At 69.6% G+C, this 25,338-nt stretch carries 16 protein-coding genes and 1 tRNA gene; 12 read left to right on the top strand and 5 right to left on the bottom strand.

Annotated features, from left to right (window positions below; genetic code table 11):
* The first annotated feature begins 97 nt into the window (after window positions 1-97).
* Entirely contained in the window at window positions 98-3,553 is a 3,456-nt protein-coding gene (locus VFK57_03365) for a carboxypeptidase regulatory-like domain-containing protein (protein HET7694720.1), read from the top strand.
* A gap of 7 nt (window positions 3,554-3,560) precedes the next feature.
* Here the strand turns inward: VFK57_03365 and VFK57_03360 are convergent, their stop codons facing one another.
* The gene (locus tag VFK57_03360; protein ID HET7694719.1) at window positions 3,561-5,552 is read right to left on the bottom strand and encodes a VWA domain-containing protein; all 1,992 of its coding nucleotides are present in this window, start codon (window positions 5,550-5,552) and stop codon (window positions 3,561-3,563) included.
* Window positions 5,553-5,573: 21 nt separating this feature from the next.
* Here VFK57_03360 and VFK57_03355 point away from each other — a divergent pair, with 21 nt between their 5' ends.
* From VFK57_03355 to VFK57_03340, 4 genes are all read left to right on the top strand, one after another.
* Window positions 5,574-6,371: an NIPSNAP family protein gene (locus tag VFK57_03355; protein ID HET7694718.1), complete on the top strand. Its 798-nt coding sequence runs from the start codon at window positions 5,574-5,576 to the stop codon at window positions 6,369-6,371.
* Between the two features lie 65 nt (window positions 6,372-6,436).
* A complete protein-coding gene (locus VFK57_03350) occupies window positions 6,437-8,860 on the top strand; it encodes a DUF1549 domain-containing protein (GenBank protein HET7694717.1) in 2,424 nt (807 codons plus the stop codon).
* Window positions 8,850-10,301 (top strand): DUF1501 domain-containing protein, encoded by a 1,452-nt coding sequence (locus VFK57_03345; protein HET7694716.1) that lies wholly within the window; start codon window positions 8,850-8,852, stop codon window positions 10,299-10,301. The genes VFK57_03350 and VFK57_03345 overlap by 11 nt, the downstream gene beginning before the upstream one ends.
* Before the next feature lie 5 nt (window positions 10,302-10,306).
* On the top strand, window positions 10,307-11,377 hold the full coding sequence (locus VFK57_03340) for a hypothetical protein (GenBank protein ID HET7694715.1): 1,071 nt from the start codon (window positions 10,307-10,309) through the stop codon (window positions 11,375-11,377).
* On the opposite strand, the gene VFK57_03335 is transcribed toward VFK57_03340, so the two are convergent.
* Entirely contained in the window at window positions 11,374-12,888 is a 1,515-nt protein-coding gene (locus VFK57_03335; protein ID HET7694714.1) for an alkaline phosphatase family protein, read from the bottom strand. The genes VFK57_03340 and VFK57_03335 overlap by 4 nt on opposite strands.
* Before the next feature lie 24 nt (window positions 12,889-12,912).
* On the opposite strand from VFK57_03335, the gene VFK57_03330 reads away from it, so the two are divergent.
* Together VFK57_03330 and VFK57_03325 are read left to right on the top strand one after the other, a co-directional pair.
* The gene (locus tag VFK57_03330) at window positions 12,913-13,431 is read left to right on the top strand and encodes an AAA family ATPase (protein ID HET7694713.1); all 519 of its coding nucleotides are present in this window, start codon (window positions 12,913-12,915) and stop codon (window positions 13,429-13,431) included.
* Window positions 13,432-13,463: 32 nt separating this feature from the next.
* Complete coding sequence (locus VFK57_03325; protein ID HET7694712.1) at window positions 13,464-14,726, top strand: hypothetical protein; 1,263 nt, start codon at window positions 13,464-13,466, stop codon at window positions 14,724-14,726.
* A gap of 24 nt (window positions 14,727-14,750) precedes the next feature.
* On the opposite strand, the gene VFK57_03320 is transcribed toward VFK57_03325, so the two are convergent.
* The gene (locus VFK57_03320; protein HET7694711.1) at window positions 14,751-17,459 is read right to left on the bottom strand and encodes a nitrilase-related carbon-nitrogen hydrolase; all 2,709 of its coding nucleotides are present in this window, start codon (window positions 17,457-17,459) and stop codon (window positions 14,751-14,753) included.
* Window positions 17,460-17,656: 197 nt separating this feature from the next.
* Here VFK57_03320 and VFK57_03315 point away from each other — a divergent pair, with 197 nt between their 5' ends.
* A complete protein-coding gene (locus VFK57_03315; GenBank protein ID HET7694710.1) occupies window positions 17,657-18,247 on the top strand; it encodes a tyrosine-protein phosphatase in 591 nt (196 codons plus the stop codon).
* 24 nt (window positions 18,248-18,271) lie between these two features.
* Window positions 18,272-19,960 (top strand): hypothetical protein, encoded by a 1,689-nt coding sequence (locus VFK57_03310; protein ID HET7694709.1) that lies wholly within the window; start codon window positions 18,272-18,274, stop codon window positions 19,958-19,960.
* Between the two features lie 33 nt (window positions 19,961-19,993).
* Here VFK57_03310 and VFK57_03305 read toward each other — a convergent pair whose 3' ends face one another.
* Window positions 19,994-21,892 carry a SpoIID/LytB domain-containing protein gene (locus VFK57_03305; GenBank protein ID HET7694708.1) on the bottom strand — a complete coding sequence of 633 codons (1,899 nt, stop codon included), beginning with the start codon at window positions 21,890-21,892 and terminating at the stop codon, window positions 19,994-19,996.
* A gap of 227 nt (window positions 21,893-22,119) precedes the next feature.
* Between VFK57_03305 and VFK57_03300 the strand changes: the two genes are divergently transcribed.
* Window positions 22,120-23,421, top strand: coding sequence for an ankyrin repeat domain-containing protein (locus VFK57_03300; GenBank protein ID HET7694707.1), 1,302 nt, complete (start codon window positions 22,120-22,122; stop codon window positions 23,419-23,421).
* 72 nt (window positions 23,422-23,493) lie between these two features.
* Window positions 23,494-24,357, top strand: coding sequence for a lysyl oxidase family protein (locus VFK57_03295; protein HET7694706.1), 864 nt, complete (start codon window positions 23,494-23,496; stop codon window positions 24,355-24,357).
* Window positions 24,358-24,395: 38 nt separating this feature from the next.
* Here the strand turns inward: VFK57_03295 and VFK57_03290 are convergent, their stop codons facing one another.
* Window positions 24,396-24,887 carry a hypothetical protein gene (locus tag VFK57_03290; protein ID HET7694705.1) on the bottom strand — a complete coding sequence of 164 codons (492 nt, stop codon included), beginning with the start codon at window positions 24,885-24,887 and terminating at the stop codon, window positions 24,396-24,398.
* Window positions 24,888-24,990: 103 nt separating this feature from the next.
* Between VFK57_03290 and VFK57_03285 the strand changes: the two genes are divergently transcribed.
* Window positions 24,991-25,066 (top strand) — tRNA-Glu (locus VFK57_03285).
* The last annotated feature ends 272 nt before the right edge of the window (window positions 25,067-25,338 follow it).

The following is a 25,338-nucleotide window of genomic DNA, read 5'->3' as shown; positions in this document are numbered from 1 at the left end:
CTTGGGTCGCTACTACCCAGCAAAAACCATCTTGACAGGTGCAACCCCCTGTCAATAATGGCGGCTGGTGCAGTTTATCTACGATAGGCGGTTGCCGATGTGGTTCCGTTCCGTAGTAGTTGCAGCAACTCTCCTGATCTGCGCCGCGCCGGTGCTGGCGCAGCGAACGTCCGCGATTCTCCGCGGCACCGTCACGGATGCTTCGAAGGCGCTCGTGCCTGGCGCGACGGTCACGGTGACGAACGCCGACACCGGCCTCACGCAGACCGCGGTCACCAACGAGTCGGGCATCTACTCCTTCAGTCAGCTGCCGATCGGCCGCTACCAGTTGAAGGTGGAGCTGCAGGGATTCAAGACCGCCACGCGCACCGACATCGTCCTGGCCGTCGCGGATCAGCGCGAGATCGACATCGAGCTGGCCCCCGGTTCGCTGTCCGAGACGATCAGCGTGACGGCGGAATCGACGCCGGTCAAGACCAGCGGCGGCGACGTGTCCGGCATCATCACCGGCGAGCAGATCCGCGAGCTTCCGCTGAACGGCCGCAACTTCCTGCAGCTCGCCACGCTGATGCCCGGCGTCAGCGCGCCTGACTTCCTCAACGTCAAGGACAAGGGGCTGCTCGGCGGCTCCGACCTGTCGATCAGCGGCGGCGGCGTGACCACCAACCTGTGGACCGTCGACGGCGCGAACAACAACGACGTCGGATCGAACCGCACCATCCTGGTCTATCCGTCGGTCGATGCGATCGAGGAGTTCAAGATTCTGCGCAACAGCTACGGCGCCGAATTCGGGCAGGCCGGCGGCGCGCAGATCAACATCGTCACCCGCGGCGGCACGAACACGTTCCATGGCAGCGGCTTCTACTTCGGCCGCAACGACGCGCTCGATTCCAAGAACTACTTCCTGAAGCAGGCGAAGCAGCCGAAGCAGGAGCTGACCCGCAACGATTTCGGCTGGACGCTCGGCGGACCGATCCGCCGCGACCGGATGCACTTCTTTGCGTCGCAGGAGTGGAACATCGAGCGCCGCGGCACCGCGCGCGCGGCGTTCGTGCCGACCCAGGCCGAGCGCAACGGCGACTTCAGCGGTCCGGCGATCGCGGGGTGCACGCTGCCGACGCCGAACGATCCGCTCACCGGGCAGCCGTTCCCCGGCAATCGCATTCCGGCCAATCGCCTCAGCCCGGCCGGGCAGGCGTTCCTCAGTCTGTATCCGCTGCCCAATACGACGCCGGCCGCGGGCAGCTGCAACAACTGGGTGACGTCGGTCACCACCCCGCTCGACTGGCGCCAGGAGAACGTGCGCGTCGACTACACCATCACCAACGCGTCGCGGCTGATGGTGCGTTACACGCAGGACACGTGGACCAACAACGCGCCGAGCAATCAGGGGAACCTGTGGGGCGACGACCCCTTCCCGTCCGTCGATTCGAACTGGGATCAACCGGGCCGATCGTTCGCCATCTCGCTGAACCAGAATCTGGGCTCGAAGGCGGTCAACAGCCTGCAGTTCTCGTACTCGGCCAACAAGATCACGGTGACGCGCGGCGAGGGGGAGCCGGGCCTGAACGCGCGCATCAATCAACTGATGCCGTCGATCTTCCCGTCGAGCGGCCATCTCTATGCCGGGGACGAAGGACACCCGGTCTTCTGGGGCGGCGGCGGGTACCAGGCGCTCTGGAACGAGGCGCCCTTCCACAACAACCAGGACCTCTTCGTCCTCAAAGACGACTACACGCTGGTGTTCGGCAAGCACATGCTCAAGGCCGGCGCCCTCGTCAGCATCAACCAGAAGAACGAAGACGTCGGCGGCTTCGGCTCGTTCGAGAACTCCGCCTTCTGGGGCTCGGGCGGTCTGCCGGGCTGGGGCGCGACCAGCGGCAACCTGCTCGCGGACTTCCTGATCAGGGACATGACCTTCGGCTTCTCCGAGAACTCGGGGCAGCGGCAGGTTCCGCAGCGGTGGCGTGACGCCGAGTTCTACGTGGCCGATTCCTGGAAGGCGACGCAGCGGCTCACGCTCGATTACGGTGTGCGGTATTCGCTGTTCCTGAACCCGTACGCCCAGGACAACCGGATCATGAGCTTCGATCCGGCCGCCTACAGTGCGGCGCTCGGCAGCGATCCGTGCAACGGCCTGCTCCAGGTGCCCGGCACGGACTGGTGCGGTCAGGCCGGCCTGCGCGGCGGAACCGCCGGACCGAACCGGTCGCTGTTCCCGCAGTCCACGAACAACTGGGCGCCGCGGCTCGGCCTGGCCTGGGACGTCAATGGCAATGGCAAGTCCGCGGTCCGCGCCGGACTGGGGCTGTTCTATTTGCGCGAGCGCCTGAGTCCGGGCTTGAACGTCGGCAACAACCCGCCGTTCATCCGCAACACCAACGGACTCCGGACCCTCGATACGAACGTCGATCCGTGCGGCTGTTTCGGCACCACGCTCGGCGCGCCGAGCTCGGGACGCGAGCAGCGCGCCGCCAACCCGCACAACTGGCAGTGGAACATCTCCTACCAGCGCGAGATCCTCCCGCACACGACGTGGGACATCGGGTACGTGGCGAACAAGGGGCTCGACCTGCTCCGCACGATGGACATCAACCAGGTCGTGCCCGGCGATCGCAACCGCAACGGCGTCGAGGATCGCCTCGACTTCCTCCGCGCCCAGGGGGGTGCCGGGGTCGGCGACATCCGCCCGTACGGCGCGTGGGGCGATCGCCGCATCACGTTCTGGACGCACGACGGTGAGTCGACCTACCACTCACTGCAGACGCAGGTCGTCAGCCGATGGGGCGCGTCGCAGGTGCAGGCGTCGTACACCCTCTCGCGCAACGAAGCCAACGTCGCGCTCGACAACAGCTCCGGCAGCCTCTCGGGGGACGAGTCCGCGATCGATCTGAGCGATTTCTCGCGCGACTTCGGTCTGGCCAACACGGATCGCCGCCACGTGTTCAACGCCGCGCTGGTGCTCGCCGGGCCGCCGATGGACGACGCGCCCGGGTGGCGCGGAAAAGTGCTCGGGGGATGGGAACTGGGCGTGATCACCCAGGCCGCTTCGGGTCAGGCGCTGACCATCTACACCGGCAGCATTCCGGGCCTGAACGGCGGTCCGTCGGGCACCGGCTATACGGACAATCAGCGGCCCAACGCCACCGGCGCCGACTGCCGCGCCGACGACAGCGCGCATCCCGAGCAGATCATCGATCCGGCGGCCGTCACGCTGACCGGCTTCCAGCTCGGCACGATCGGCAGCCTGAAACGCGGCGCCTGCCGCGGCCCCGGGCTGTTCCAGACCGACCTCGCGTTCTACAAGACGATGCGGGCGCCCGGCCGGGTGCAGGTGCAGCTGCGCTTCGAGATCTTCAACGTGTTCAACCGGACCAACTTCCTGTCGCAGGGGCTGAACAACACGATGAACCCGGTGTCGGTGACGTTCAACACCGGCAACGCGCAGACCGCGACGAGCATCACCGGTTACACGCTGCCCGGGAACTTCGGCCAGGCGACGAGAACGCGCGATCCGCGCCAGGCGCAGTTCGGACTGAAGATCAGTTTCTAGGGCGCGACTACCTGGCCACGCGGAAGGGCCGCGTCATCTGTCCGACGGTCTTCCCGTCGACGCTGACGACGGCCCTTGCCGTGTACGGGCCCGGCGTCAGCAGCGCGATCGGAACGGCCCCCGAGACGGCGCGGACCGGCTGTCCCTCCTCGACGGGCTGAAGTGTCGCCGCCGCGCGTCCGACCGCCTGCGTGCCGCCGGCGGGGACCACTTCGATCGACACCGACGTCCCCTCGAACGCGGCCGCCGAGTCCGCGAACAGCTCCAGGTAGGTGAACAGCTGATCGCCTGACAGGTCGCCCGTGATCGTCGGGACCACGCTCCCCGCGCCCGTGCCGCCGCTGGTGTCGTCGCCGATCAGCAGCTCGGTGGCGCGGAAGCGCGACATGCGCGTCATGAACGCGCGCACCGGGCGCTCGAGGCTGCCGCGGCGCCCGTCCTTGTCGACGACGGCGGCCTTCAGCGTGTACTGGCCGGGATCGACGAGCAGCGTGGCGAAGGCGCGCTGGCCGTGCGGGTCGGGCCGATCGGGCGCGCCGATGGACGGCTGATAGAACGTCGTCCCCACTTCGCCTCCGGCTTTGACCATCACCATTCCGAGCGCCATCGCGCCGGTGGCGCCGTCCGACCGATCGATCTCCATCGCCACGAGCAGGCGCACCTTCGGCGTGTCCGGATCCTGAAAGGCGTAGGTGGTGAGCCGCATCGGCAGCTCGCCGACCGCCACCGGCGTACGCAGGAGCTCGGTGATCACCTGCTGCGTCGTCTTGCCGGCGGCGCCGAAGGTGAACTGCGGGCGCGATCGGATCGCGACGTCGGGACGCGCGACGCTGACCTGGATGCTGTGCTCCTTGCCGTCGCGATCCGCGGGCTCCGGCTCGAAGCCGAGCAGGTAATAGCCGGAGAGCTCGGCGCTGAGGCGCGCGAAGGCAAAGTCCGGATCGGCGATGACGCGGAACATGTCGCCGCCGCCGGCCCTGGTGACAGTGATCAAGCCGTCCTCGTAGACCGCGCGATCCCTGGCGCGGTTCTGCGGCGCGCGCTGCTGCGAGGCGTCGGCGTCGGACGGCTCCGGCTTGAGCGCGTAGATCGTCGCGTGCGCGGCGGCGAGCGCGCGCGCCAGCCCCGTGGCGGCGAAGCGCTCGCCATCGATCACCAGCCCCTCCGAGATGAGCACCAGCGTCTTGGGCGTGTCGCCGGCGCCGAAGCGCTCGAGGATCGCGCGCAGCCCGGCGACCGTGTTCTGCGCCCGTTCCCGCGCGTAGGCGGCGACGATGCCGGCCTCTTCCGTGACCAGCTTCATGCAGGTCAGGACCTCGGAGTTGCCGCCGGCGCGGCCGGGCACGCCGCCGCACTCGCGCTCGATCGCCGTCTCCATCACGATGCGGTTGCCGCGCTCGAATCCGATCGCCTCCGCGATGCCGATGTTCTTCGTGCCCGGCCCGGGGTTCGCCTGGCCGTCCGTGCGCAGCAGCGCGGCGACGACGGCGTCGTGGTCGGTGGTGAAGTCCACGGCCGGACCCGACGGGATGGAGAAGAGCGCGACGCGATCGGATGGCGCGAGCCGTTCGACGAAGCGCGCGGCGGCCGCCAGCACGTCCTTCGAGCGCAGCGGCGCGATGCTGCCCCGGTCCACGACGATGACGATCAGCCGGCCGTTGGCGGCCGACAGGTTGCTGGTGTAGTGCGCCGGCGGCGGGGCGGCAGCCTTGTCGGGCGCGGTGACCGGGACGAACTGCGCCGACGCGATCTTTCGCGGGCGGCCGTCGACGGTGAGCGTGAAGTCGGCGGCGGCGAGGTCGCGGACCGGACGCCCGTTCCGGTCGATGACGTTGACGTCCACCGAGACGATGTCGACGGACGCGGAAAACGTGGGCCGGGGAAGCTGCGGCGGCGTCTGCTGCGCGGACAGCGACGCGGCGCACGCGAGCGCGGCCGCGCTGCCGCACAAACGCGGGATGAAGCCGGTCAACACGATCCGGGTTGCGAACGGCGGCACCGTACGCAGTATAGTGCCCGCATGGTGCGACGTGAATTCCTTGCCGGTCTCCCGGTTCTTCCGGCCATGGCGGCCGAGTGGCAGTCTTCCAGCGGCGGGGCGCCGGCCGGCGCCCCGCAGATCTACGAGTGGCGGCAGTATTCGCTGCGGACGGGCACGCAGCCGCGGCGGCTCGCCGACTATCTTCAGAACGCGTTGCTTCCGGCGCTGAATCGGCTCGGCCATACGCCCGTGGGTGTGTTCGAGGCGGTCTTCGGCGTGCCGTCGCCGACCGTGTTCGTGCTGACGCCCTTCGCCTCGGCGGACGCGCTCGCGGCCCGGGAGGCGCAGCTCGACAAGGACGAGGCGTTCACGCGCGCCTCGGCGACCTACGGCGATTCGGCCGCAACCGATCCGGTGTACGTGCGGCAGGAGATCTCGATCCTGTCGGCGTTTCCGCAGATGCCGCGGATCCAGGTGCCCGCCGCCACCGCCGCGAAGGGGCCGCGGCTGTTCGAGCTGCGCACCTACGAAAGCCACAACGAGCGGGCGCACCGCGCGAAGGTCAGGATGTTCGCGGAGATGGGGGAGATCGACATCTTCAAGCGCGCCGGGCTGACGCCGGTGTTCTTCGCGCGCACGCTGGCCGGCCCGAAGATGCCGAATCTCGTCTACATGCTGGTGCACGACAACATGGCGGCGCGCGAGAAGAGCTGGGACGCGTTCCGCACCGACGCCGAATGGCGCAAGCTCTCGCAGACGCCCGGGTTCACCGATCCCGAGATCGTGTCGAACATCACCACGGTGTTCCTCAGGCCGGCGGGGTATTCGCAGATCTGATTTCGCTGGTGCAGCGGCCGGAAGCCAGCAATGAAGCCATGATCTGTGAGGGCGGCAGGGCAGCAGTGATTCGTCGTTGCAGCGCAGGCGCGGCGTCGGCGGTCGCCGCGGCGGTGTGGGTCGCCGCGGTGGCGACCGCGACGGCGCAGCGTCCCGCGCCGAGGCGGGTCGACTTCGCGCGGCAGATCCAGCCGCTGCTCGCGAAGCACTGCCTCGAGTGTCACAACCAGGATCGGCGCCAGGGCGGGCTGTCGCTGGCCACCTACGCGGACGCGCTCGACGGCGGACGCAACGGCTTCGTCATCCGGCCGGGGGCGGCGGCGCGAAGTCTGTTGATTCATCGCGTCACCGGGGCGGTCGAGCCGCAGATGCCCAAGGACGAGACGCCGCTGTCGCCGGCGGAGATCGCGCTGGTCCAGCGCTGGATCGACGAAGGGGCGCGCGAAACGCCGGCGTCGCCGGCCGCGCCGCAGCCGTGGGAGCCGCCGCTCGCGCTCGCGCCGCCGGCGACGCCCACGGTGGTCTGGCCGCGCTGGTCCGCGCCGCTGGATCGATTCGTCGCGTCGTATCTCGCCGCGAAGCGCACGCCGCAGCCCTCCCCCGTGGCGGACGCGCAGTTCGCCCGCCGCGTCTATCTCGACGCCTGGGGCCTGCTGCCCACGCCGGAAGAGTTGCGCGCGTTCCTGGCCGACACTCGTCCCGGCAAGCGCGCCGCGCTGGTCGACCGTCTGCTTGCCGACAACGACAAGTACGCCGAGCACTGGATCTCGTTCTGGAACGATCTGCTGCGGAACGAGGACGGCGTCACCTACTTCTCCGAGACCGCCGGGCGCAAGAGCATCACCGACTGGCTGCTGCCGGCGCTGGCGGCGAACCTGCCGTACGATCGCTTCGTCACGGCGCTGCTCAATCCGGCCGGGCCGGCCGATCCGGAAGGCTTCCTGATCGGCGTGAACTGGCGCGGCGAGACCAGCGCCGCGGTGACGCCGTGGATGCAGGCGGCGCAGAACACCGCCCAGGTGTTCCTGGGGATCAATCTGAAGTGCAACGCGTGCCACGACAGCTTCGTGAACCGCTGGAAGCTGAAGGACGCGTACTCGCTCGCCGCCTACTTCTCGCCCGAGCCGTCGCTGCAGTTGTACCGCTGCGATGTCGCGCAGAACAAGTACGCCGGGCCGGCCTTCCTGTTTCCCGAACTGGACCGCGCGCCGCGCAGCTCCGCGCTGGCCGATCGCCGCGCCGCGGCGGCGGCCATCTTCACCGATCCGCGCAACGGCCGCCTGCCGCGCACGCTGGTCAATCGCGTCTGGCACCGGCTGTTCGGGCGCGGACTCGTGGTCAACCCCGACGACCTGGACGGACGGCCGTGGAGCCCGCCGCTGCTCGAGTTCCTCGCCCACGATTTCGTCGCGAGCGGCTACGACATGAAACGGTTGATCGCGACGATCATGAAGTCGCGCGCCTACGAGATGCCGGCGGTGACGCGCACGGCGGAGGCTGCGGCGCACCGTTATGCGTTCGCCGGTCCGGAAGTGCGGCGGCTGACCGCGGAGCAGTTCGCCGACGCGATCGGCGCGCTGACCGGCGAGTGGAACGTCTATCCCGGGCGTCCGGCGACCCCCGGCGGCGCCTACGCCCGGGAATGGCGCACGCCCTCGTCCGCGCTCACGCGCGCGCTGGGACGGCCGATCCGCGATCAGGTGCATTCGATGCGCGCGATCGACGCCTCCACGCTGCAGGCGCTCGAACTGGTGAACGGCGAGATCTATACGCGCCGCCTGGCGCGCGGTGCGCGCCGCCTGCTCGGCGAGATCGCCGTGGAGCCGGCGAGCCTCTACAACCGCGCCGTGGCCGGGCGGAACGCCGCCTCGAGTCCGTTCGACATCGACGTGTCGCGCACTTCGGCGCTGTGGCTGGTGGTGCAGGAGGCGGGATCGAACGCGCCCGAAGCGGTCCGGCCGGCCTGGGCGCAGGCCGAGCTCGTCGGGCCGGACGGACCGGCGCCGTTGAGCGCGCTGACGCCGCGCGACGCCTCGGGGCTTCGCGCCGGGGCCGGACCGCTCGCAGTTCCGGGCGCGAACGGCACCGGCGTGCGGGTCAGGAACCCGTCCGTGCTCGTCTACGACATCGCCGGCCGCGGCTTCACGCGCCTGCGCGGCGTCGTCGGGCTGGAGAACCCGCGCGCCGACATCGGCTCGACGCTGAATCCGCAGGTCCGGTTCTTCGTCTTCGACACCGCGCCGGACATGGAGCGGCTGATTCCGCCGGCGCCCGGCACGCCGCTGCCGCCGCCGGCGCCGGTGTCGTCCGCGGCGGAGGCGGTCGATCGCGTGTTCTGGCACCTGCTGGGCCGCGCGCCGTCGGCGGCGGAGCGGCGGATCGCGGAAGCCGCGCTGCGCAATCCCGAGGGATCCCGGCCGTCTGCCGCCGCGCTTGCGGATTTCATCTGGGCGGTTACCATGAAGCCGGAGTTCCAGTTTGTCCATTGACCGGGCCGAGCGCGAAGTCTTCCGGGCCGTCAGCCGCCGCGGGTTCATGGGGGCGACCGCGGCCGCGACGCTGTCGGCGCTCGCCGGACGGGAGCCGATCCTCGCGCAGGGCACGCCGCCGCGCCGCGCCACCGCGGATGCGGTGATCGTGCTCTGGATGGCCGGCGGCATGGCGCAGACCGAGACGTTCGATCCGAAGCGCTACACGCCGTTCGCCCCCGGCGTGCGCGTCGATCAGGTGCTCAGCACCTTCCCCTCGATCCCGACCAGCGTCGACGGCATCCGGTTCACGGAGGGACTCGAGCAGATTGCGCGCGTGATGGATCGCGGGACGTTGATTCGCACGTTCAACGCCGCCGATCTCGGGTTCATTCTCCACTCGCGGCACCAGTACCACTGGCACACCGGCTACATCCCGCCGCAGCCGATGGCGATGCCGCACATCGGCGCCGTGATCTCGCGCACGCTCGGGCCGAAGCATCCCGACGTGCCCGCCTTCATCGCCATCGGGCAGACCGTGGAAGGGGCCGGCGAGATCGGCACGCTCAAGGCCTTTCACACCGCGGGGTTCCTCGGCGCCGAGCACGGGCCTTTTCTGATCGTCGATCCTCAGGACGCGGCGTCGGCGGTGCGGCCGCCGCGCGAGCTCGGCGAGGCGCGGTTTCGCAGCCGGCGCGAGCTGCTGACCAGGCTCCTCGGCGAGGACCCGGTCTACCGTCACGGCGGCGGCTTCCAGCGCGAGTCGCTGGTCAAGTCGCTCGATGCCGCCGACCGGCTGCTGCGATCGCCGTCGGCGAAGGCGTTCGACCTCTCGCTCGAGCCGAAGGACGGCTTCGACGCCTACAACACCGGCCGCTTCGGGCAGGGCTGCCTGCTGGCGCGGCGGCTCGTCGAAGCCGGCGCCCGCTACGTCGAGGTCACGTCGGAATACATCCCGTTCGTCTACTGGGACAGCCACGAGCACGGGCACGATCGCGCCGCGGCGATGAAGAAGCTGATCGACGCGCCCGTGGCGCGCCTCGTTCGCGACCTCGACGAGCGCGGCCTGCTCGAGCGGACGCTCGTCATCCTGGCCAGCGAGTTCGGGCGCGACGCCATCACCGAAGGCAAGGTCGGCAAGGAAGTCAAGGATCAGGCGATCAACATTCCCGACGTGATGACCGAGCCGCGGCATTACGGCATGCACCGGCACTTCACCGCGGCGGGATCCGTCCTGATGTTCGGCGGCGGGGTGAAGCGCGGGTTCCTCTACGGCAAGACGGCGGAGGAGCGTCCGTGCACGACGATCGAGAACCCGGTCGTCATGGAAGACCTGCACGCCACCATCTATCACGCGCTCGGCATTGCCGCCGATACCTCCTACGTGGTCGAGCGGCGTCCTGTTTATGTCACCCGCGACGGCGAAGGGGAGCCGATCCTCGATCTGTTCGCGCGCTCGTGAGCACCATGAAGACGACCCGACGTGAGTTCCTGGCAATCGCCGCGGCGCCGGCGCTGATCCGGCTGCAGGACAAGGCGGGAACGCGGCCGCCCGTGGTCGGCAGCGGCGCCTACACCTACGAGGCGATCCACGACTGGGGCGTGCTGCCGCCGCACATCAAGTGGGGCAACACGCACGCGGTCGTCCAGGACGCGCAGGGACACTTTCACGTTCATCACACCGTCCACGCCAGCAGCGACAGCGGCGACTCGGTCGTGGTGTTCGACGGCAGCGGCCGGTTCGTGCGCTCCTGGGGCCGGCAGTTCCGCGGCGTCGCGCACGGCCTGCAGATCCGGCGCGAAGCCGGGAGCGAGTTCCTGTATTTCACCGTGAACGCCGCCAATCCGCGTCTGTCGCCGCCGCCGGACACCCAGGCCGCGGTGGTGAAGACGACGCTGAACGGCGAGGTGGTGTGGACGATCCAGGGACCTCCCGCCGTGCCGGCGTACTCGGAGCCGAATCCCGACGGTACGCCAAAGCGCTATAACCCGACCAACCTCGCCATCGCGCCAAACGGCGACATCTACGTCGGCGACGGCTACGGCTCGTACTTCGTCAACCAGTACGATCGCGGCGGCCGCCACATCCGCACGTTCGGCGGGCGCGGATCGGCGCCGGGGCAGTTGAACGAGCCGCACGGCATCTGGATCGACACCCGCGGACCGGCGCCGCTGCTGGTCGTCGCGGATCGCCGCAACAACCGCCTGCAGCGCTTCACGCTCGACGGCGCGCACGTCGATTTCGTGGCCGGCTTCCGCCTGCCGTGCCACTTCGACGAGCGGCAGGGCCTGGTGGTCGTCCCCGACCTGCACGCCCGGGTCACGCTGATCGATCGCGACAACAGGATCGTGCAGCATCTCGGCGATTCCAACGCGCCGGTCTGGAACAACCCTCTCCGCACCCAGCCGCGCGAGGCGTTCGTGCCGGGTCAGTTCATCTGCCCGCACGGCGCCTGTTTCGATCGCGACGGCAACATCTTCGTCGTCGAGTGGGTCGAAGTCGGGCGGGTGACGAAGCTGCGGAAGGTGGACGCCTAACGCCGCAGCCGCGACACCGCGGCGCGGACCTCGTCCTCGGTGAACACCGCCGCGTACCACGGCAGCGATTCCAGCTGCTGCCTGACGTCCGTCAGCGCGAGACCCAGCGCGGCCAGGCGGGCCGTATCGATGTACAGCTCGTTGTTCGCCGCGTCTTCGTAGTACTTCACGATCCCCTTCGCCGCCGGATCGAACTTCTGGTGGATCGCTGCGACGATCTCGTCGGGATAGACGCGGCGTCCGTCGCGCGGCGCCGGAGGCATGCCGTGATCGGCGGTGACGACGACGACGCTCTGGCCGGCGCCTGCCTTCCGATCGAGCAACTCGAGCAGCCGCGCCATCTGTTTGTCCAGCTCCGCGAGCGTGGCGCGGATCTCGGGCGAGTCGGGACCGTAAGCGTGGCCGGTGTAGTCCGGCCCTTTCATGTTCACCATCACCAGGTCGGTGACATCGTCCGCGCCGATCGCTTCCTGTTCCAGCACCGCGAGCAGCGCCTCGCCTTCGAACTGCTGGAAGGTCGCGGACGCCCGGAACTTCGACGGCGAGGCAATGTCGTGCCCCATCCACGTGCCGCCGACGTCGCTCCAATAGCGCTTGCCGTTGTACGCGTCGAGCGCCTTCGGCATCGTGTAGCAGTCGGCATTGGTCTCCCAGCCCGCGTCGGTGGTGCTGTAGCTCGCGGCGAGCACCTTCCGGCCGTTCACCAGGCAGGCGCCGCGCCCGACCAGGCCGGCGGTGGCGCGAATGGCGCCGCCGTGGCCGACGATCACGGCGCGTCCGTCGGTCGCGAGGTTCCAGATGTCGGCGAGCGTCAGCGCCATCAGCTCGCGCGGATCCAGCTTGTCGTACGCCTGCTGCGATCGGCCGGTGACGCGGTTGTAGAGATTGTTCGCGGTGATGCCGTGCACGCGAGGATCGGTGCCGGTGCCGATGGTCGCGTGGCCCACGCCGGTGACGGTGGGCAGCACCGTGCTGCGCGCGCCGCTGAACCACGCGCCGCTGCGGCGCATCCGCGTCAATGCCGGCAGCACGGCCGCGTAGCGGTCGAAGTAGTCCGCGCGCATGCCGTCGAGCACCATCAGCACCGCAACCCTCGGCCGGCGTCCGCCGGCGGCGGCGACGTTGGGAAGCACGCGCCCGGTGTAGGTTCCCGGGGCAGGCGCGCCGATCAGCGCGCCCAGCGTCGGCGCGATGTCCTGCTGCGTGGCCGGCGCCGTCCAGCGTCCCTGACGCACGAACGGGGATCCGTAGAAGAGGAGCGGGATCCGCGAGTCGTAGTCCCACGGCGACCCGTGCATGAACGCATACAGCGGATCGCGGTCGGTGATGATCACGCCTTCGCGCGGCACGACGAACAGCTGGCCGCTGCGCCCCGGGAAGTAGCCGCGCGCGAACCGATCGAGCCAGGCCTGACGCTGGGCCGCGGCCGCGGGGCGCGCCGCCGGACGCTGCGCCTCCGGCACCGGCACCATGAACGAGACGAAGAGAACGGAGAGCAGCACGCGTCGCATACAAAGAGGTTACCCTGAGACGTCATGCTGATCGTGTTCGGCGGACTTCCGGGCGTCGGCAAGACCACGATCGCGCGCGATCTGGCCCGCCGCATGGGGGCCGTCTTCCTGCGCATCGACTCGATCGAGTCCGCGCTGCGCGAGTCGGGCCGGCTGGCCGCCGGCGTCGAGGACGCGGGCTATCGCGCCGCCTGCGCGGTCGCGGAAGACAATCTGCGCGGCGGACGCATCGTGATCGCCGACTGCGTCAATCCCCTCCGCCTGACCCGCGACGCCTGGCGTGCCGTCGCGGCGCGCGCGGCCGCCGGCATCCTGGAAGTGGAAGTCGTCTGCAGCGATACCGCCGAGCACCGCCGCCGCGTCGAAGAGCGCGGTACCGGCTCTGCAGGCGGGACGGTCACGTGGGAAGACGTGCTGAAGCGCGAGTACCATCCCTGGGACCGCCCCCACCTCGTCGTCGACACTGCCCGCACCAGCCCTGCCGACAGCGTGGCAACTCTGCTGCGGCTCGCGGATGGCGGCACGCGGGGAGCTGACAGCTGACAGCGGCCACCAGAAGCGCGATAATCGCCCGAGTGCGCCGTTATCTCTCGGCGTTCGCCGGTTCGGCCGGGCTGCACGCGGGCGTGATCGGCCTGATCGTGTGGCTGCTGTCGCCGGGCGGCGCGCCGCTCCCGGACGACACCAGGCCGCCGGACACCGCGATTGCCGCGTTCGTCGTCCCGCCTGAAGATCCGAAGTATCCCGGACTCAACCCTGTCGATCCCGCCGCCGGCGAGGCGATGCGGACGCTGGTCGCAGAAGACCGGCTCGTGTCGCTGGACGGGTTCACGTTCGACGCCGGCAAGATCGCGTCGCGCGCGCTGGTGTTGTTCCCGTTCGTGTCTCCCGGCATCGCGCTCGAGCACTTCGGCGTGCACCGCAGCGGCGCGACGGTCTACCGGCGCCCGCGTCTCGGGCCGCGTGACGGAGGGGCGGAGGCGGCGCTGCACCCGCTGTCGCTCTCCGAGGCGGCGCTGCAGGCGCTGATCGACCGAACGTGGTCGCGGCGCGAGCGGTGGACGGCCTTCGAGCCGATTCGCACGCTGGCCTGGGCCTCCGATCCGGGAGAAGGACAGCTGCCGGCGCTGCTGCAGCGCTACATCGACCAGAACGCGCTGCAGCCGTACCGGGACAAGGCCGTGCCGGATCCGCGCCTGTGGGCGCAGCTCGGCATCGCCGCCGACCACGTCAGCTTCATCGGCTTCATCCGCGAGTACGTGGCGGAGTATCCGTCGACCCGCGCCGCCATCGAACTGCTGTTCCTGCTCGACCGCATCGCGGAGGCGAGTCAGGACGCGCTCGGCGCGCTGCTCGACACCGATCCCGTCCGCGATCTGCGGTGGACGCGGCAGACCAACGCCCGCGCCTTCCAGCTCGTCGCGCGCCTGCGCTGGCATTACCAGACCGAGCTGTCGAAGCGCGGGCTGTCGTCGCCGATCGCGGTGGCGCGCTTCTACGATCGCGTCCGCCTCGCGATTCTCGACGGCATCGTGCGCACGTCGCCCGGCCGCTATCGCACGAGCGACGCGCGCGTCCTCATCGGATCGATCCTGTGGCGCCAGGGGCGGCGGAGCGAAGCGATCGAGGCGTGGCGCGGACTGTCGTGCGCCGCGTCGGACAGCTATGCCGCCGCCTGCACGGCGCTCTCGCAGGCCATTCCCGCCGCCGGCCCGGTGCGCGACGGTCCCGCACTGCAGCAGCAGATCACGCGCGTCCTGTCCGCGGAGCAGGGCCGCTGGTGGGACCTGTCGTACGACCGCCTGAGAAAGTTCGGCTATCGGTTCGATACGTACTGACAGTAACCGGTTACCGGTGACCGGTTACCGGTTACCGGTTACTGTCACGCTGTCAAAGGTCGCAGTAGCCAGCCGCGTGTTGTCGTGGCTCGAGACGACCAGCCCCACGTACACGTCCGTCCCCATCGCAAACGTGTCGTTGCCGACGAACGTCCAGGTCACGCCATCGGCGGATCGATAGGCCGAGATGACGTTGCCGCGGCGTTCCAGCTTCACCCACGCCGGCGCCGTGCCGGCGCCGCCGGTCGTGCTCGTCGACAGGCCGCCCGCTGAGACGCGGCGCTGGAAGGCGAGCCCCTTGCCGGGGGACACGAGCATGAACGCGTGTGCCGAGTCGGCGGTCAGCTGCTCGCGGATCATCACGCCGGCTTTCACCCACGGCTGCACGTATTCGACGGTCGCCACCCGCGCGATGATGTCGCGATCGCCGCTCAGCCGCTGCCAGACGAAATGGAACGCGTCGGCGGTGCCCCACACGTCGGCGCCGGACCCGCGAATGGTGAACGTGCCCGCGGTTTCGGATGCGTCGCCGGCGACGCCGACGACGCCGATGTCCTGCGACTGCCACACCGGGGCCGGCGGACTGACAGGTTGCACCGTCACCGAATCGAACGTCGCGGTCGCAAGCTCGCTGGTCGTGTGGCTCGACACCACCAGGCCGGCGTAGACGTTCGCGCCCATGGCGATCGTGTCCGAGGCGACCAGCGTCCAGTTCGCGCCGTCCCACGAGTAGTACGCCGAGATGACGGCGGCGCGGCGTTCGAGCTTCACCCATGCCGGCGCCGTGCCGGCGATGCCGGACGTGCTCGTCGAGATGCCGCCGGTTTGCGTGCGGCGCTGGAAGGCGAGTCCCTTGCCTGGCGACACCAGCATGAGACCGTGCCGCGAATCGGCGGTCAGCGTCTCGCGGATCATCACGCCCGCCTTCACCCACGCGTGCACGTTCTCGACCGAGGCGACGCGCGCGACGATGTCGGCGTCGCCGCTGATCGGCTGCCAGACGTAGCGGAACGCATCCGCGGTGCTCCAGATGTCCGCACCCGCGCCTTCGATGGTGAAGGTGCCGCCGTTCGCGCTTGCGGTCCCGGTGAGCCCTACCGCGCCGATGTCCTGCGTCTGCCACGGCGCGGGCAGGGACCCGGGGGGAGAGTTCGACACGGTGACGTTCACGGCCGCGGAGGTCGTCGCCGCCCCGCTGTTGTCGGTGGCCTTCGCGGTGAGGGCGTAGCTGCCGGCGGGCACGTTGCTCCAGGTGAACGCGTAGGGAGCGGCGGTGTCGGTCGCGATCGACGTGCCGTTGGCGAACAGCTCGACGCCGGTCACCGAGCCGTCGCCGTCGGCGGCGGAGACCGACACCGTGATGGTCGCCGGCGCGACGTACGTGGTCCCCGATGTCGGCGCCGAAATGACGCTCGTCGGCGGGTTGTTCGGCGGCGGGGGCGGCGGTACCCCTCCTTCGGGATCCTGGTCCGCGGTGTACGGCTCGCTCCGGCGCTGCTTGCCGCTCACGTCGCGCCAGTCGCCGCTCCAGTCTTCCCGGAAGCGGCGCGCGAGATCGATCGTCGTCATCGCCGCATCCGGCGTGTTGAGCGCCGGCACCCGGGCCAGCACCGCGCCGAGCGGATCGACGATCTCGCTGAGATAGTCGTAGCCCGAGGCCGCCACCCACATCGACTGCTCGATCGCGCGGGCGGCCGTCAGCGGCGGTTTTCCGCCCCAGATCGGCGCCAGCAGCAGTTCCGCCCCGCGGATCGCGGCCTCGCGCGCCGGTTCGGGAAACGCCACGTCCTGGCAGATCAGCAGCGCGACGCGCCCGAAGTCGGTGTGGAACACGCGGACGGTATTGCCCGGCGTGATGCCGGCGGAGACCTCGGCGAGCGGGAGCTGGACCTTGCGGTGCTTGCCGACGATCGCGCCGCTGCGATCGATCAGCACCGCGCTGTTGTAGAGCAGCCGTCCTTCGCGCTCGAGCATCCCGAACGCCACGTAGGTGCTGTGGCCGCGGGCGAGCGCGGACATCACGTCGGTGCTGGGGCCGGGAATCGTCTCCGCCTTCGCGTCGTAGGTTCCCGGCGCGCCGATGACGTTGAGCAGCTCGCCGAACACCATGACGTCGGGTCCGTGCGACGTCGCGACCTGCTGGCCGTAGTTCGCCGCGCGCTGCACGGATTCGAGGCCGCTGCTCGTGCCCGACGGACGGTATGAAACGGCCACCACCTTGACCGGCCTCGCCGCGGGCGCCGGCGCCGGCGCGAAGCTGAGTCCGTCGAAGCGGACGCGCCCGTTCGGCGCCCACTGCAGGACGAGCTCGACGTCGACGGCGGTCGTGCCCGCCGGCGGCTGCACCGTGCGGTCGAACAGCAACTGGCCATCCGGCTGTACGGAGTACTTCCAGACGTAGTCCGGCGCGACCTCGTCCCCGAAGGCGCCGCGCCAGCGGAGCAGAATGGTGATGGATTCCCGCGGCGACGGCACGTCGGTCGCGAGCACGCGGGTGCGGAAGCGATAGTGATTGCTGCCGCTCAGCCCGTTGATCCGCGTGCGCCACCCGCCGTACACGCTCGGCACGCCGTTGCCGGAGACTTCGAGCGCATAGGGGCTTCCGGCTGAGGTCTGGAGCGCGGGCGCGGAGTCCGGCCGTGCCGCGAATCCGGACCAGGCCGTGGCGGCCTGCGGCATCAGCTCCTGCGCGCACGCCGCGACGGGTGCGACACAGAGCAGTGAAACTCCCAACGTGAGTACAGCGCCGGTCCGGCGCGCGGAGGGGCGGCAGGGCATGCAAAAGCAGGGCGCACGGGACAGTCGAGTCGTCCCCGTCTTTTTTACATGACTCAGCGTCGTAACCACATCGGCTCTCACGCAGCGGGATTCGGGCCGGGCGCGTCGGAATGGACCTTGCCGCTTTGAACCGGTACCCAGGAGGTTGGAACATGCGGTTGAGTCGGACGTCGCTTCGTACCTGTACGGCTGGGCTGTCCCTGGTTCTCGCGCTGAGCGCCGCCCCCGCTCCGGCCTTTGCCGGCGGGCGCGGTCCGCTGTCGCCCGCGGCCGCCGCCGCTGGAATCCGGATCGACAACTTCGGCCAGATCAACGATCACTACTACCGCGGCGCGCAGCCGAAAGGGGATGACTTCCGGGCGCTCTCGACGCTCGGCGTCAAGCTCATGATCGACCTCGCGCAGGAGGGGGACCGCGCCGAAGAAACCAACGCCGCCGCGGCGGGGATGAAGTTCGTGCGCATTCCGATGTCGACGCACCAGGTGCCGTCGCCGGCGATCGTCGCGCAGTTCCTCTCGCTCGTGAACGATCCGGCGAACCAGCCGGTCTACGTGCACTGCATCGGCGGCAAGCACCGCACCGGGGTGATGACCGCGCTCTACCGCATGTCGATGGAGGGATGGCCCGGCGCCCGCGCCTTCGCGGAGATGAAGCAGTACAAATTCGGCGCCGACTTCCTGCACCCCGAGTTCAAGGACTTCGTTCTGAAGTACGTCGCCCCCGCCGCCGCGGCCGCGAGATAGCCGGCCGCGTTATCATCGGGGCGAGTGCTCCGACGCTCTCCCGCTCTGTACGACGGCGCCTTCATCGGCGTCGTCGTCACCCTCTCGCTCCTGTGGTATCTCCCCGGCCTGGGCTTCTATAGCGACGACTGGGCGTTCCTCGGGATGTACGCCACGTCCGCGGACCAGACGGTTCGCGGGTTCTACGACGCGTCTCACAGCCCGCAGCACGCGATGCGCCCGGTGCAACTGTGGCTGTGCGCCGCGCTCTATGGGCTGTTCGGCCTCGATCCGCTCGGTTATCACCTCGTGAACGCGGTCTTCGTGGTCCTGAACCCGCTGCTGGTCTACGCGATCGGCCGCGAGCTGCGGCTGTCGCGCGTCGTCGCGCTGCCGGTGGCGCTGGTGTATGGACTGCTGCCGAATTACTCGAGCGATCGTTTCTGGTTCGTGGCGTTCGCGATCACGCTGAGCATGACGGCCGCGCTCGCCAGCATCTATGCGGACCTGAGGGGGTGGCGGGCGCGTCGTGCGGCGGGCGCGCTGATCTGGAAGGGGATTGCGCTGGCGGGGCTGTGCGTGAGCGTGCTCGCGTATGAAGTGCCGCTCCCGTTGCTGTTGTGTGCCGCTCCGGCCTCGCTCGCCTGGCAGCTCTGGCACGGTCGGACGTCGCTGACGCGCCGGCGGATCCTGCAGGCGGCAGCGTTCGCCGCGGTCAATATCGTCGCGATCGCCGGGCTCGTCCTGTTCAAGCTGCAGACGACGGTGCGGCTCGGCGCGGAGCAGGGGCTCGCCGCGCAGGTCTCGGCGATTGTGCGTCACGCGGTGCGATTCGATCTTCCGCGAGGCGAGTACGGCCTGAATGCGTTCAATGCCGTGCGTGTCCATTTCGTGGAATACGGCGCGCAGCTCCCCGTGAATGCGATCGCGCTCGTCCGGACGGCGCCGGCCGGGCTCCAGGCGTTGACTCTCGCGGCGGCGGTCGCAATCCTTCTCTACCTCGCGGTCGTGCTTCGATCGGAGCCGTGGCCCGGACGCAGGGCATGGCTCCTCGCGGCTGCCGCGGGCGTCGTCGTCTTTGCGCTGGGGTACGCGATCTTCCTCACCAACTACAACGTGCAGTTCACCACGACGGGGATTGCGAACCGCAGCGCCATCGCGGCGGCGCTCGGCGCGGCGATGTGCCTCGTCGGCGGGGTGGGGCTGCTCGTCGCGCTGCTCCCGACGACGCGCACGCGCAGCCTCGTCTTCGCGCTGGGGATCGCCGCGATCGGCAGCAGCGGCTTTGCGATCGTCAACGTCCTTGCCGAGCGCTGGGTGAAGGCATACAGGATCGAGCGCGACACGCTCGAGAACATCCGCACCCGCTTCGCGGCGCTTCCGCCGCAGTCGACGCTGCTCCTCGACGGCGTGTGTCCGTACGTGGGGCCGGCGATTGTCTTCGAGGCGGACTGGGATTTCACGGGGGCGCTGCAGGTGTATTACCGGACGCGTTCGGCGGCGGCGAACGTCGTCACGCCGCGCATGACGGCCGAAGACGAGGGGATCGCGGCGAGCATCTACGGCCAGCCGAAGCGATACCCGTATTCGCCGTCGCTGTTTGCGTATCACGCGGGCAGTGGAACCGTGCAGCCGCTGCCGGACCGCGAGACCGCGCGCGCGTGGCTGGCGCGTTCGCTGGCGGGCGCGAACTGTCCGCCGGGGCACGAGGGGCTGGGCGTCGAGCCCTTCTGACGCCCAGCCCGCTGAAAAGATGCCGTTCTCTGCCTACTGAACGACCACGTTCACGGTAGCGCGTCCGGCGCGTCCCACCGGGTTGTACTGAATCACGTTGAGCCCCGCGACCAGGTACGGCGAGAGATCCACCTCGATCAGCCCGGACGACAACGCCGCTTCGTCGAAGCTCAGGTCGTAGAGTCCGTTGACGTGCACCCGCAGTCCGCGCAGGTCCTCGGCGCGGATCTGCAGCGTGCCGCGCGCGTTCGGCGCCGCGAATTCCTGGCGGAGAGTCGGCGGGCCCGTACCCGGCTCGCGGCCGATGTCGATCGGATACGAGCCGATGTCCACGCCGGTGTAGTACGCCTTCAGGATCTCGACGAACGAGAAGCCCGCCTTGCCGCGTCCATGCGCGCCGTACTGGCTCATGCCCAGGTTGTGTCCCCAGCCGCCGCCGTAGACGGTCAGGTTGCCGGCGGTGCCGTCAGGGTTCACCGCGACGTCGACGGCGGAGGGGCTGTTGAGCACGAAGTTCGCCGCGATGGTGCTCGTCCCGCAGGCTCGAGGCGTTCCACCGGCGCTCGTCCGGCCGATCGTCTGGCGCAGGCTCTCCCAGCCGCGCACCTCGAGGACGCCCGTGGTCAACGTCAGGCGGGCGGCGACGGCGCGCTGCGTGCTGCCGGAGCGCTCCGTGATCTCGACGTTCGTGATCGGACCGGTCCTGGTGCCGGAGATCAGCGTCGAATTCCCCGTCGTCAGGCGCGTCTTGAGCACGCTGGCCGGCAGCGTGAACCTCCAGCGCGAGAATCCGTTCCCGGTGTAGGCGCAGTCGTCGTAGAACAGGGGAATGGCCGGCGGCTGGGAGCGCCAGAAGAAGTCGATTCCCGCGGGGCTCGAGAAGTCCGGCGGGGGTTCGAGGCCGTCGTAGATGCCGCGCAGGTACGACGTCGGCGTCCCACCGAGCTTGACGTTGTTGGTGAAGCTGATCCACTCGTTGCTGTCGCTGTGGCCGCCGAACGACGACGAGTACATGGCGGAGATGATCCGGCCGTTCGCCGACGCGACCAGGCCGTATGTGGCGCCGGCCGCCAGAACGGCGTTGGCGTGTTCGGAGATGACCCCGCGATACACCTGTGACGCGCTCGAATCGACGATGTCGAAGGGGTAGCCGCGCCTGACGTAATTGCCGATGTTGGCGATGGCGTAGCCGCGCGCCGCGACCGCCTGCGCCCGCAGCGCCGCAGGGCTGAAGCTCGCGATCGACTCGTTCGCCACGACGCCCGGCACGTAGTCTTCGACCTCCACGATGTTGAGGAGATTGAAGCGCGGCGGGCCAGCGAGGCCCGCGGTCGTGGAGCCGCGCGCCACTTCCATCGCTCCGCGGTAGAGCGGCCGCTGCGTGGTGCCGAAGGTGCGCCGGATGCTGTCGACGCGGAACCGGTTCGCCGGATCGTCGGGCCGGAACAGGATAGGGCCGGCGAAGCCGCCGAGGAACACCCCGTCCTGCGAGACGAGGAACTGGGTGCCGTCGTGCTCGACGTGCACGCTCGTGCCGGCCTCCATCAGCAGGATCTCCTTGCCGTCCGAGCGATCGACGACCTTCACCGACCCGGCGGTGTTGGCCAGATCGACGGCGGTGTGATGCAGCGACGCGAACTCGGTGGCGAGGCCGCCGGCGGCATTGAAGGTCGAGGCGTTGAGGCCGACGCGCAGCGCGACGACGGCGGTGGTGGGGTTGCCGAGCACGATCGGCCCCAGCTCCGGGCGCGCGCCCGACGCGTGCGACTCGCCGTTGGCGATCTTCGACTGAATGAATTCCTCTTCGAGACGTTCCTGTTCCGACTGCGCCGGCGGGGGATTCTGATCGGGACTTTGCAGCTCCTGGTTCCGGGTGGAAACGGACGAGACGGCGAGAGCCAGACCGAAGACGACAGCGATGAATCGACGCACGTGGGTGACCTCCTCTCCCCGGCCGCGTCCGGGGGGAGCCAGTCTATGCGACCGGCGGCCGGTTTGAAACTCGACCGCACGCGTGGCTGTATACTCGGCGCTGCGCGCGGGGCGCATCCAGTCCGCGGAGAGGGCCGTGCCCACCCGAACGTCGTCTACGCTCGCTCGCTTCGTACGAATCTTCCTGCCTGAGTGCGGACTCCAGGCGCGTCATGAAGGAGATTCGTATGTCTGACGCCATCCCGCTGCCTCCACGTCCGCGTCTCGAGCAGTACAGGAAGATCGCCCGCGATCTGCAGCGGGCGTGTGCCTCCGGGGATCCCGGCGCGATCGATCGCTGGGGCGCGAAGGCGCTGTCGGCGATCGCCCGATTGCGGGGGGAGCGAGACGGGAACACGTCCGCCCTGAACCGCGCCGCCCAGCGCCTCACGCGGCGCTGGCAGGAGTTCCGCCGCACGTCCGATCGAGGCGATCGCTGCCTGCTGGCCGACGCACAGTTCTTCATCGCGCGAGAACACGGGTTTGCGAGCTGGCCGAAGTTTGCCGCGCACGTCGAGGCGCTGTCGGGGCAGACCCCCGTCGCCCGCTTCGAAGCCGCGGCGGACGCGATCGTGGCGGGGGACATCACGACGCTCCGCGCGCTGCTGCGCGATCATCCCGAGCTCGTGGCCGCACGCTCGACGCGCGATCACGGCTCGACGCTGCTGCACTACGTGTCGGCCAACGGCGTGGAGGATTTCCGTCAGATCACGCCGCCGAACATCGTCGAGATCGCGCGGCTCCTGCTCGACCGCGGCGCCGACGTGAACGCCGAGTCGGCGGCGTACGGCGGCGGCTCGACCACGCTCGGCCTGGCGGCGACCAGCATCCATCCCGAGCAGGCGGGGGTGCAGACCGCCCTGCTCGAACTGCTGCTGGCGCGCGGCGCGGATATCGAGAAACCCGGACTGACCGGGAACCAGCATTCCGCGGTCTGGGGATGCCTGGCCAACGGCCAGGGAGGCGCGGCCCGGCTGTTCGCGGATCGCGGCGCGCGGATGAACCTGGCCGAGGCCGCCGGCGTCGGCCGGCTGGATGTGGTGAGGACATTCTTCGACGAGCACGGCCGTCTGCGGGATGCGTCGCTGCAGCGGCAGATGGAAGAGGGATTTCTCTACGCCTGCGGCTACGGCCGGCTCGATACCGCACGATACCTGCTCGATCGCGGCGTCAATCCGGGCGTCTGCGACGATGCGGGGCAGACGCCGCTGCACTGGACGTCGTACGGGCCGCACGTCGAGGTCGCGGCGCTGCTGCTCGAGCGCGGCGCGCCGATCGACCCGCGCGACCATCGCTTCAACGCCACCCCGCTCGAGTGGGCGCTGCGAGCAGCCGCGGCCACGGATCACGCCGACAGGGAGCGCGCGTACCAACTGGTTGCGCTGCTCAGCCGCGCCGGGGCGGCGCTGGAGATCGATCGTCTTGGCGAAGACGCGGCGCGGCGGATAGAGGAGGACGAGCGGCTGCAGCGGGCCCTGAAGGGCATCTGAGGCTCACGACGATCGCGCTTGACGCGGAGGGGTCGACTGTGGCCGAATCACGGGTCTTTCGAGGAGGTGTCCATGGTCCGGCGTGTTCTCGCCTTGTCGCTCGGTCTCGCGTTCGTGCTCTCGATGTCCGGATCGCCCGGCGCGCAGCAGGGGAAGACTGCGCCGGATCTCGTCGGGATGCCCGACCTGCAGGTGCGGAAGGACATGCTCGGCGGCCAGTGGGTCGTGCGCCGCGAGAATCTCAGTCCCAACGCCTGCAGCGTCGTCGAGGGGGACGTCACGCCGGGTGAACGGCTGCTGGTGCGCTTCACCGTGGGGATAGCCAACATCGGGGACGCCGACGTCTACATCGGCGATCCGCAGAAGCACATCGACGCCAACGATGGTCTGTTCGAGTTCGCGCTGTGCCATCAGCACTACCACTTCCGGAACTACGCGAAGTACGAATTGATCGATCCGGCGACCGGCACGGTGTGGCGCGCCGCCAAGCGCGGCTTCTGCATGCTCGACACCGACCCCAATCCGGCGTGGCTGACCGGCGCGCCGGGTCCAGGGTTCTACCGCTCGTGCGGGTCGACCAGCCATGCCGGCAACCAGGGGGTGAGCGCCGGGTGGACGGACACGTATCGCTTCTTCCTCGGCGGCCAGTACTTCGTTCTCGACGGCGGCGACGGCCAGCCGCCGGTCCCGGCGGGACGCTACATCATCCGCATCACCGCGAATCCCCCCTTCACGCCGAGCGGCGGCGAGCCGTGTCCGTACACGGACGGCAGCGGGGCCTGCCACATGCTCGAGGAATCGAACTACGCGAACAACACCGCGGAGGCGGAGATCGAGATCCCGGCGCATCCGGGCCGCGGGCCGGTGGGGCCGCTGTCGGACGCGGCGATCATGGCCGAACCGAACGAGTGCCACGCCAAGGAGAAGAAAGAGTAAAGACGGCAGGGGAGCCGATCCACGTTCGCGGGCGCCGGTCAGCGCCGGTAGATCGCCCGTGTGGTCTGCCGCGGCGCGCTCGACGCGGCCGTCGTGATCTCGATCGACAGGGTACCGTCCGGCGCGAGGGACCAGGCCTCGCGCCGTTCGGTCCATGCGCCGGTACGCGGCGCGCCGCCGGTGTAGCTGCCCTGGATGAACACCAGCGTGCCCTCCTCCCAGCGGCTTGCGTCGTGCGTGCGCGGCACCTGCTCGCCGCCGCGGACGCCCCCGACGGTTCCGCCGATGACACCGATCCGCCGCGTTTCCGTGATGGCGCCTGAGGGGCCTTCGCGACGGATCGTGATCTCGAGGTAGGCCGGACGCATCGGTTCGCCGCGCACGTTGGTCGCCGCGACCGGCTGTTCGACGACGAGGACGCGCGGGGTGTTGGGCGCGGCGGGTGACTGCAGGATCCAGCGGCCCGCGAAGTTCGTCCCTTCTTGCGCGACCGCATTCACCGACAACAGGACACACGCGAGGCGTCGCATGCCGTTGTAGACACGCGGTTCGGCGCCCGGTTCCCGGCGGCGGTCGCTGTCGCCGGGCGGCAGCCGCGTGGTATCATCGGAAGTTCGTAGCCCGCCTCCCGATGTCCCCATCGTCCAGAGGCCCAGGACGTGGCCCTTTCAAGGCCAAAACACGGGTTCGAATCCCGTTGGGGACGCCAGCCTTCGCTCGCCTGCATTCGTGAGCGAGCTTCGGCTGGGCAAGCCAGCGAGCTCACGCCACACGGACAGGCGAAGGCTGCCCCGCCGAAGCGCTGCCTCATCTCACACGGCGCGAAGGCGGGCTCTTGCTGTTTGCCGGGGAGCGTCGGCTGGGCAAGCCGCGAGTTCACGTCACACGGACAGGCGAAGGCTTCCCCGCCGAAGCGCCTCCGGATACGCCAAGGCTGAGAGTTCTGCCACGTCGCAGGTCTGCGGATGTTGCGCCGACTGC

The sequence above is a fragment of the Vicinamibacterales bacterium genome, from assembly GCA_035699745.1.
Lineage (GTDB): Bacteria > Acidobacteriota > Vicinamibacteria > Vicinamibacterales > 2-12-FULL-66-21 > JAICSD01.
The sequence above is the reverse complement of the archived record's forward strand: the minus strand, read 5'-3'. Positions and strand labels throughout refer to the sequence as shown.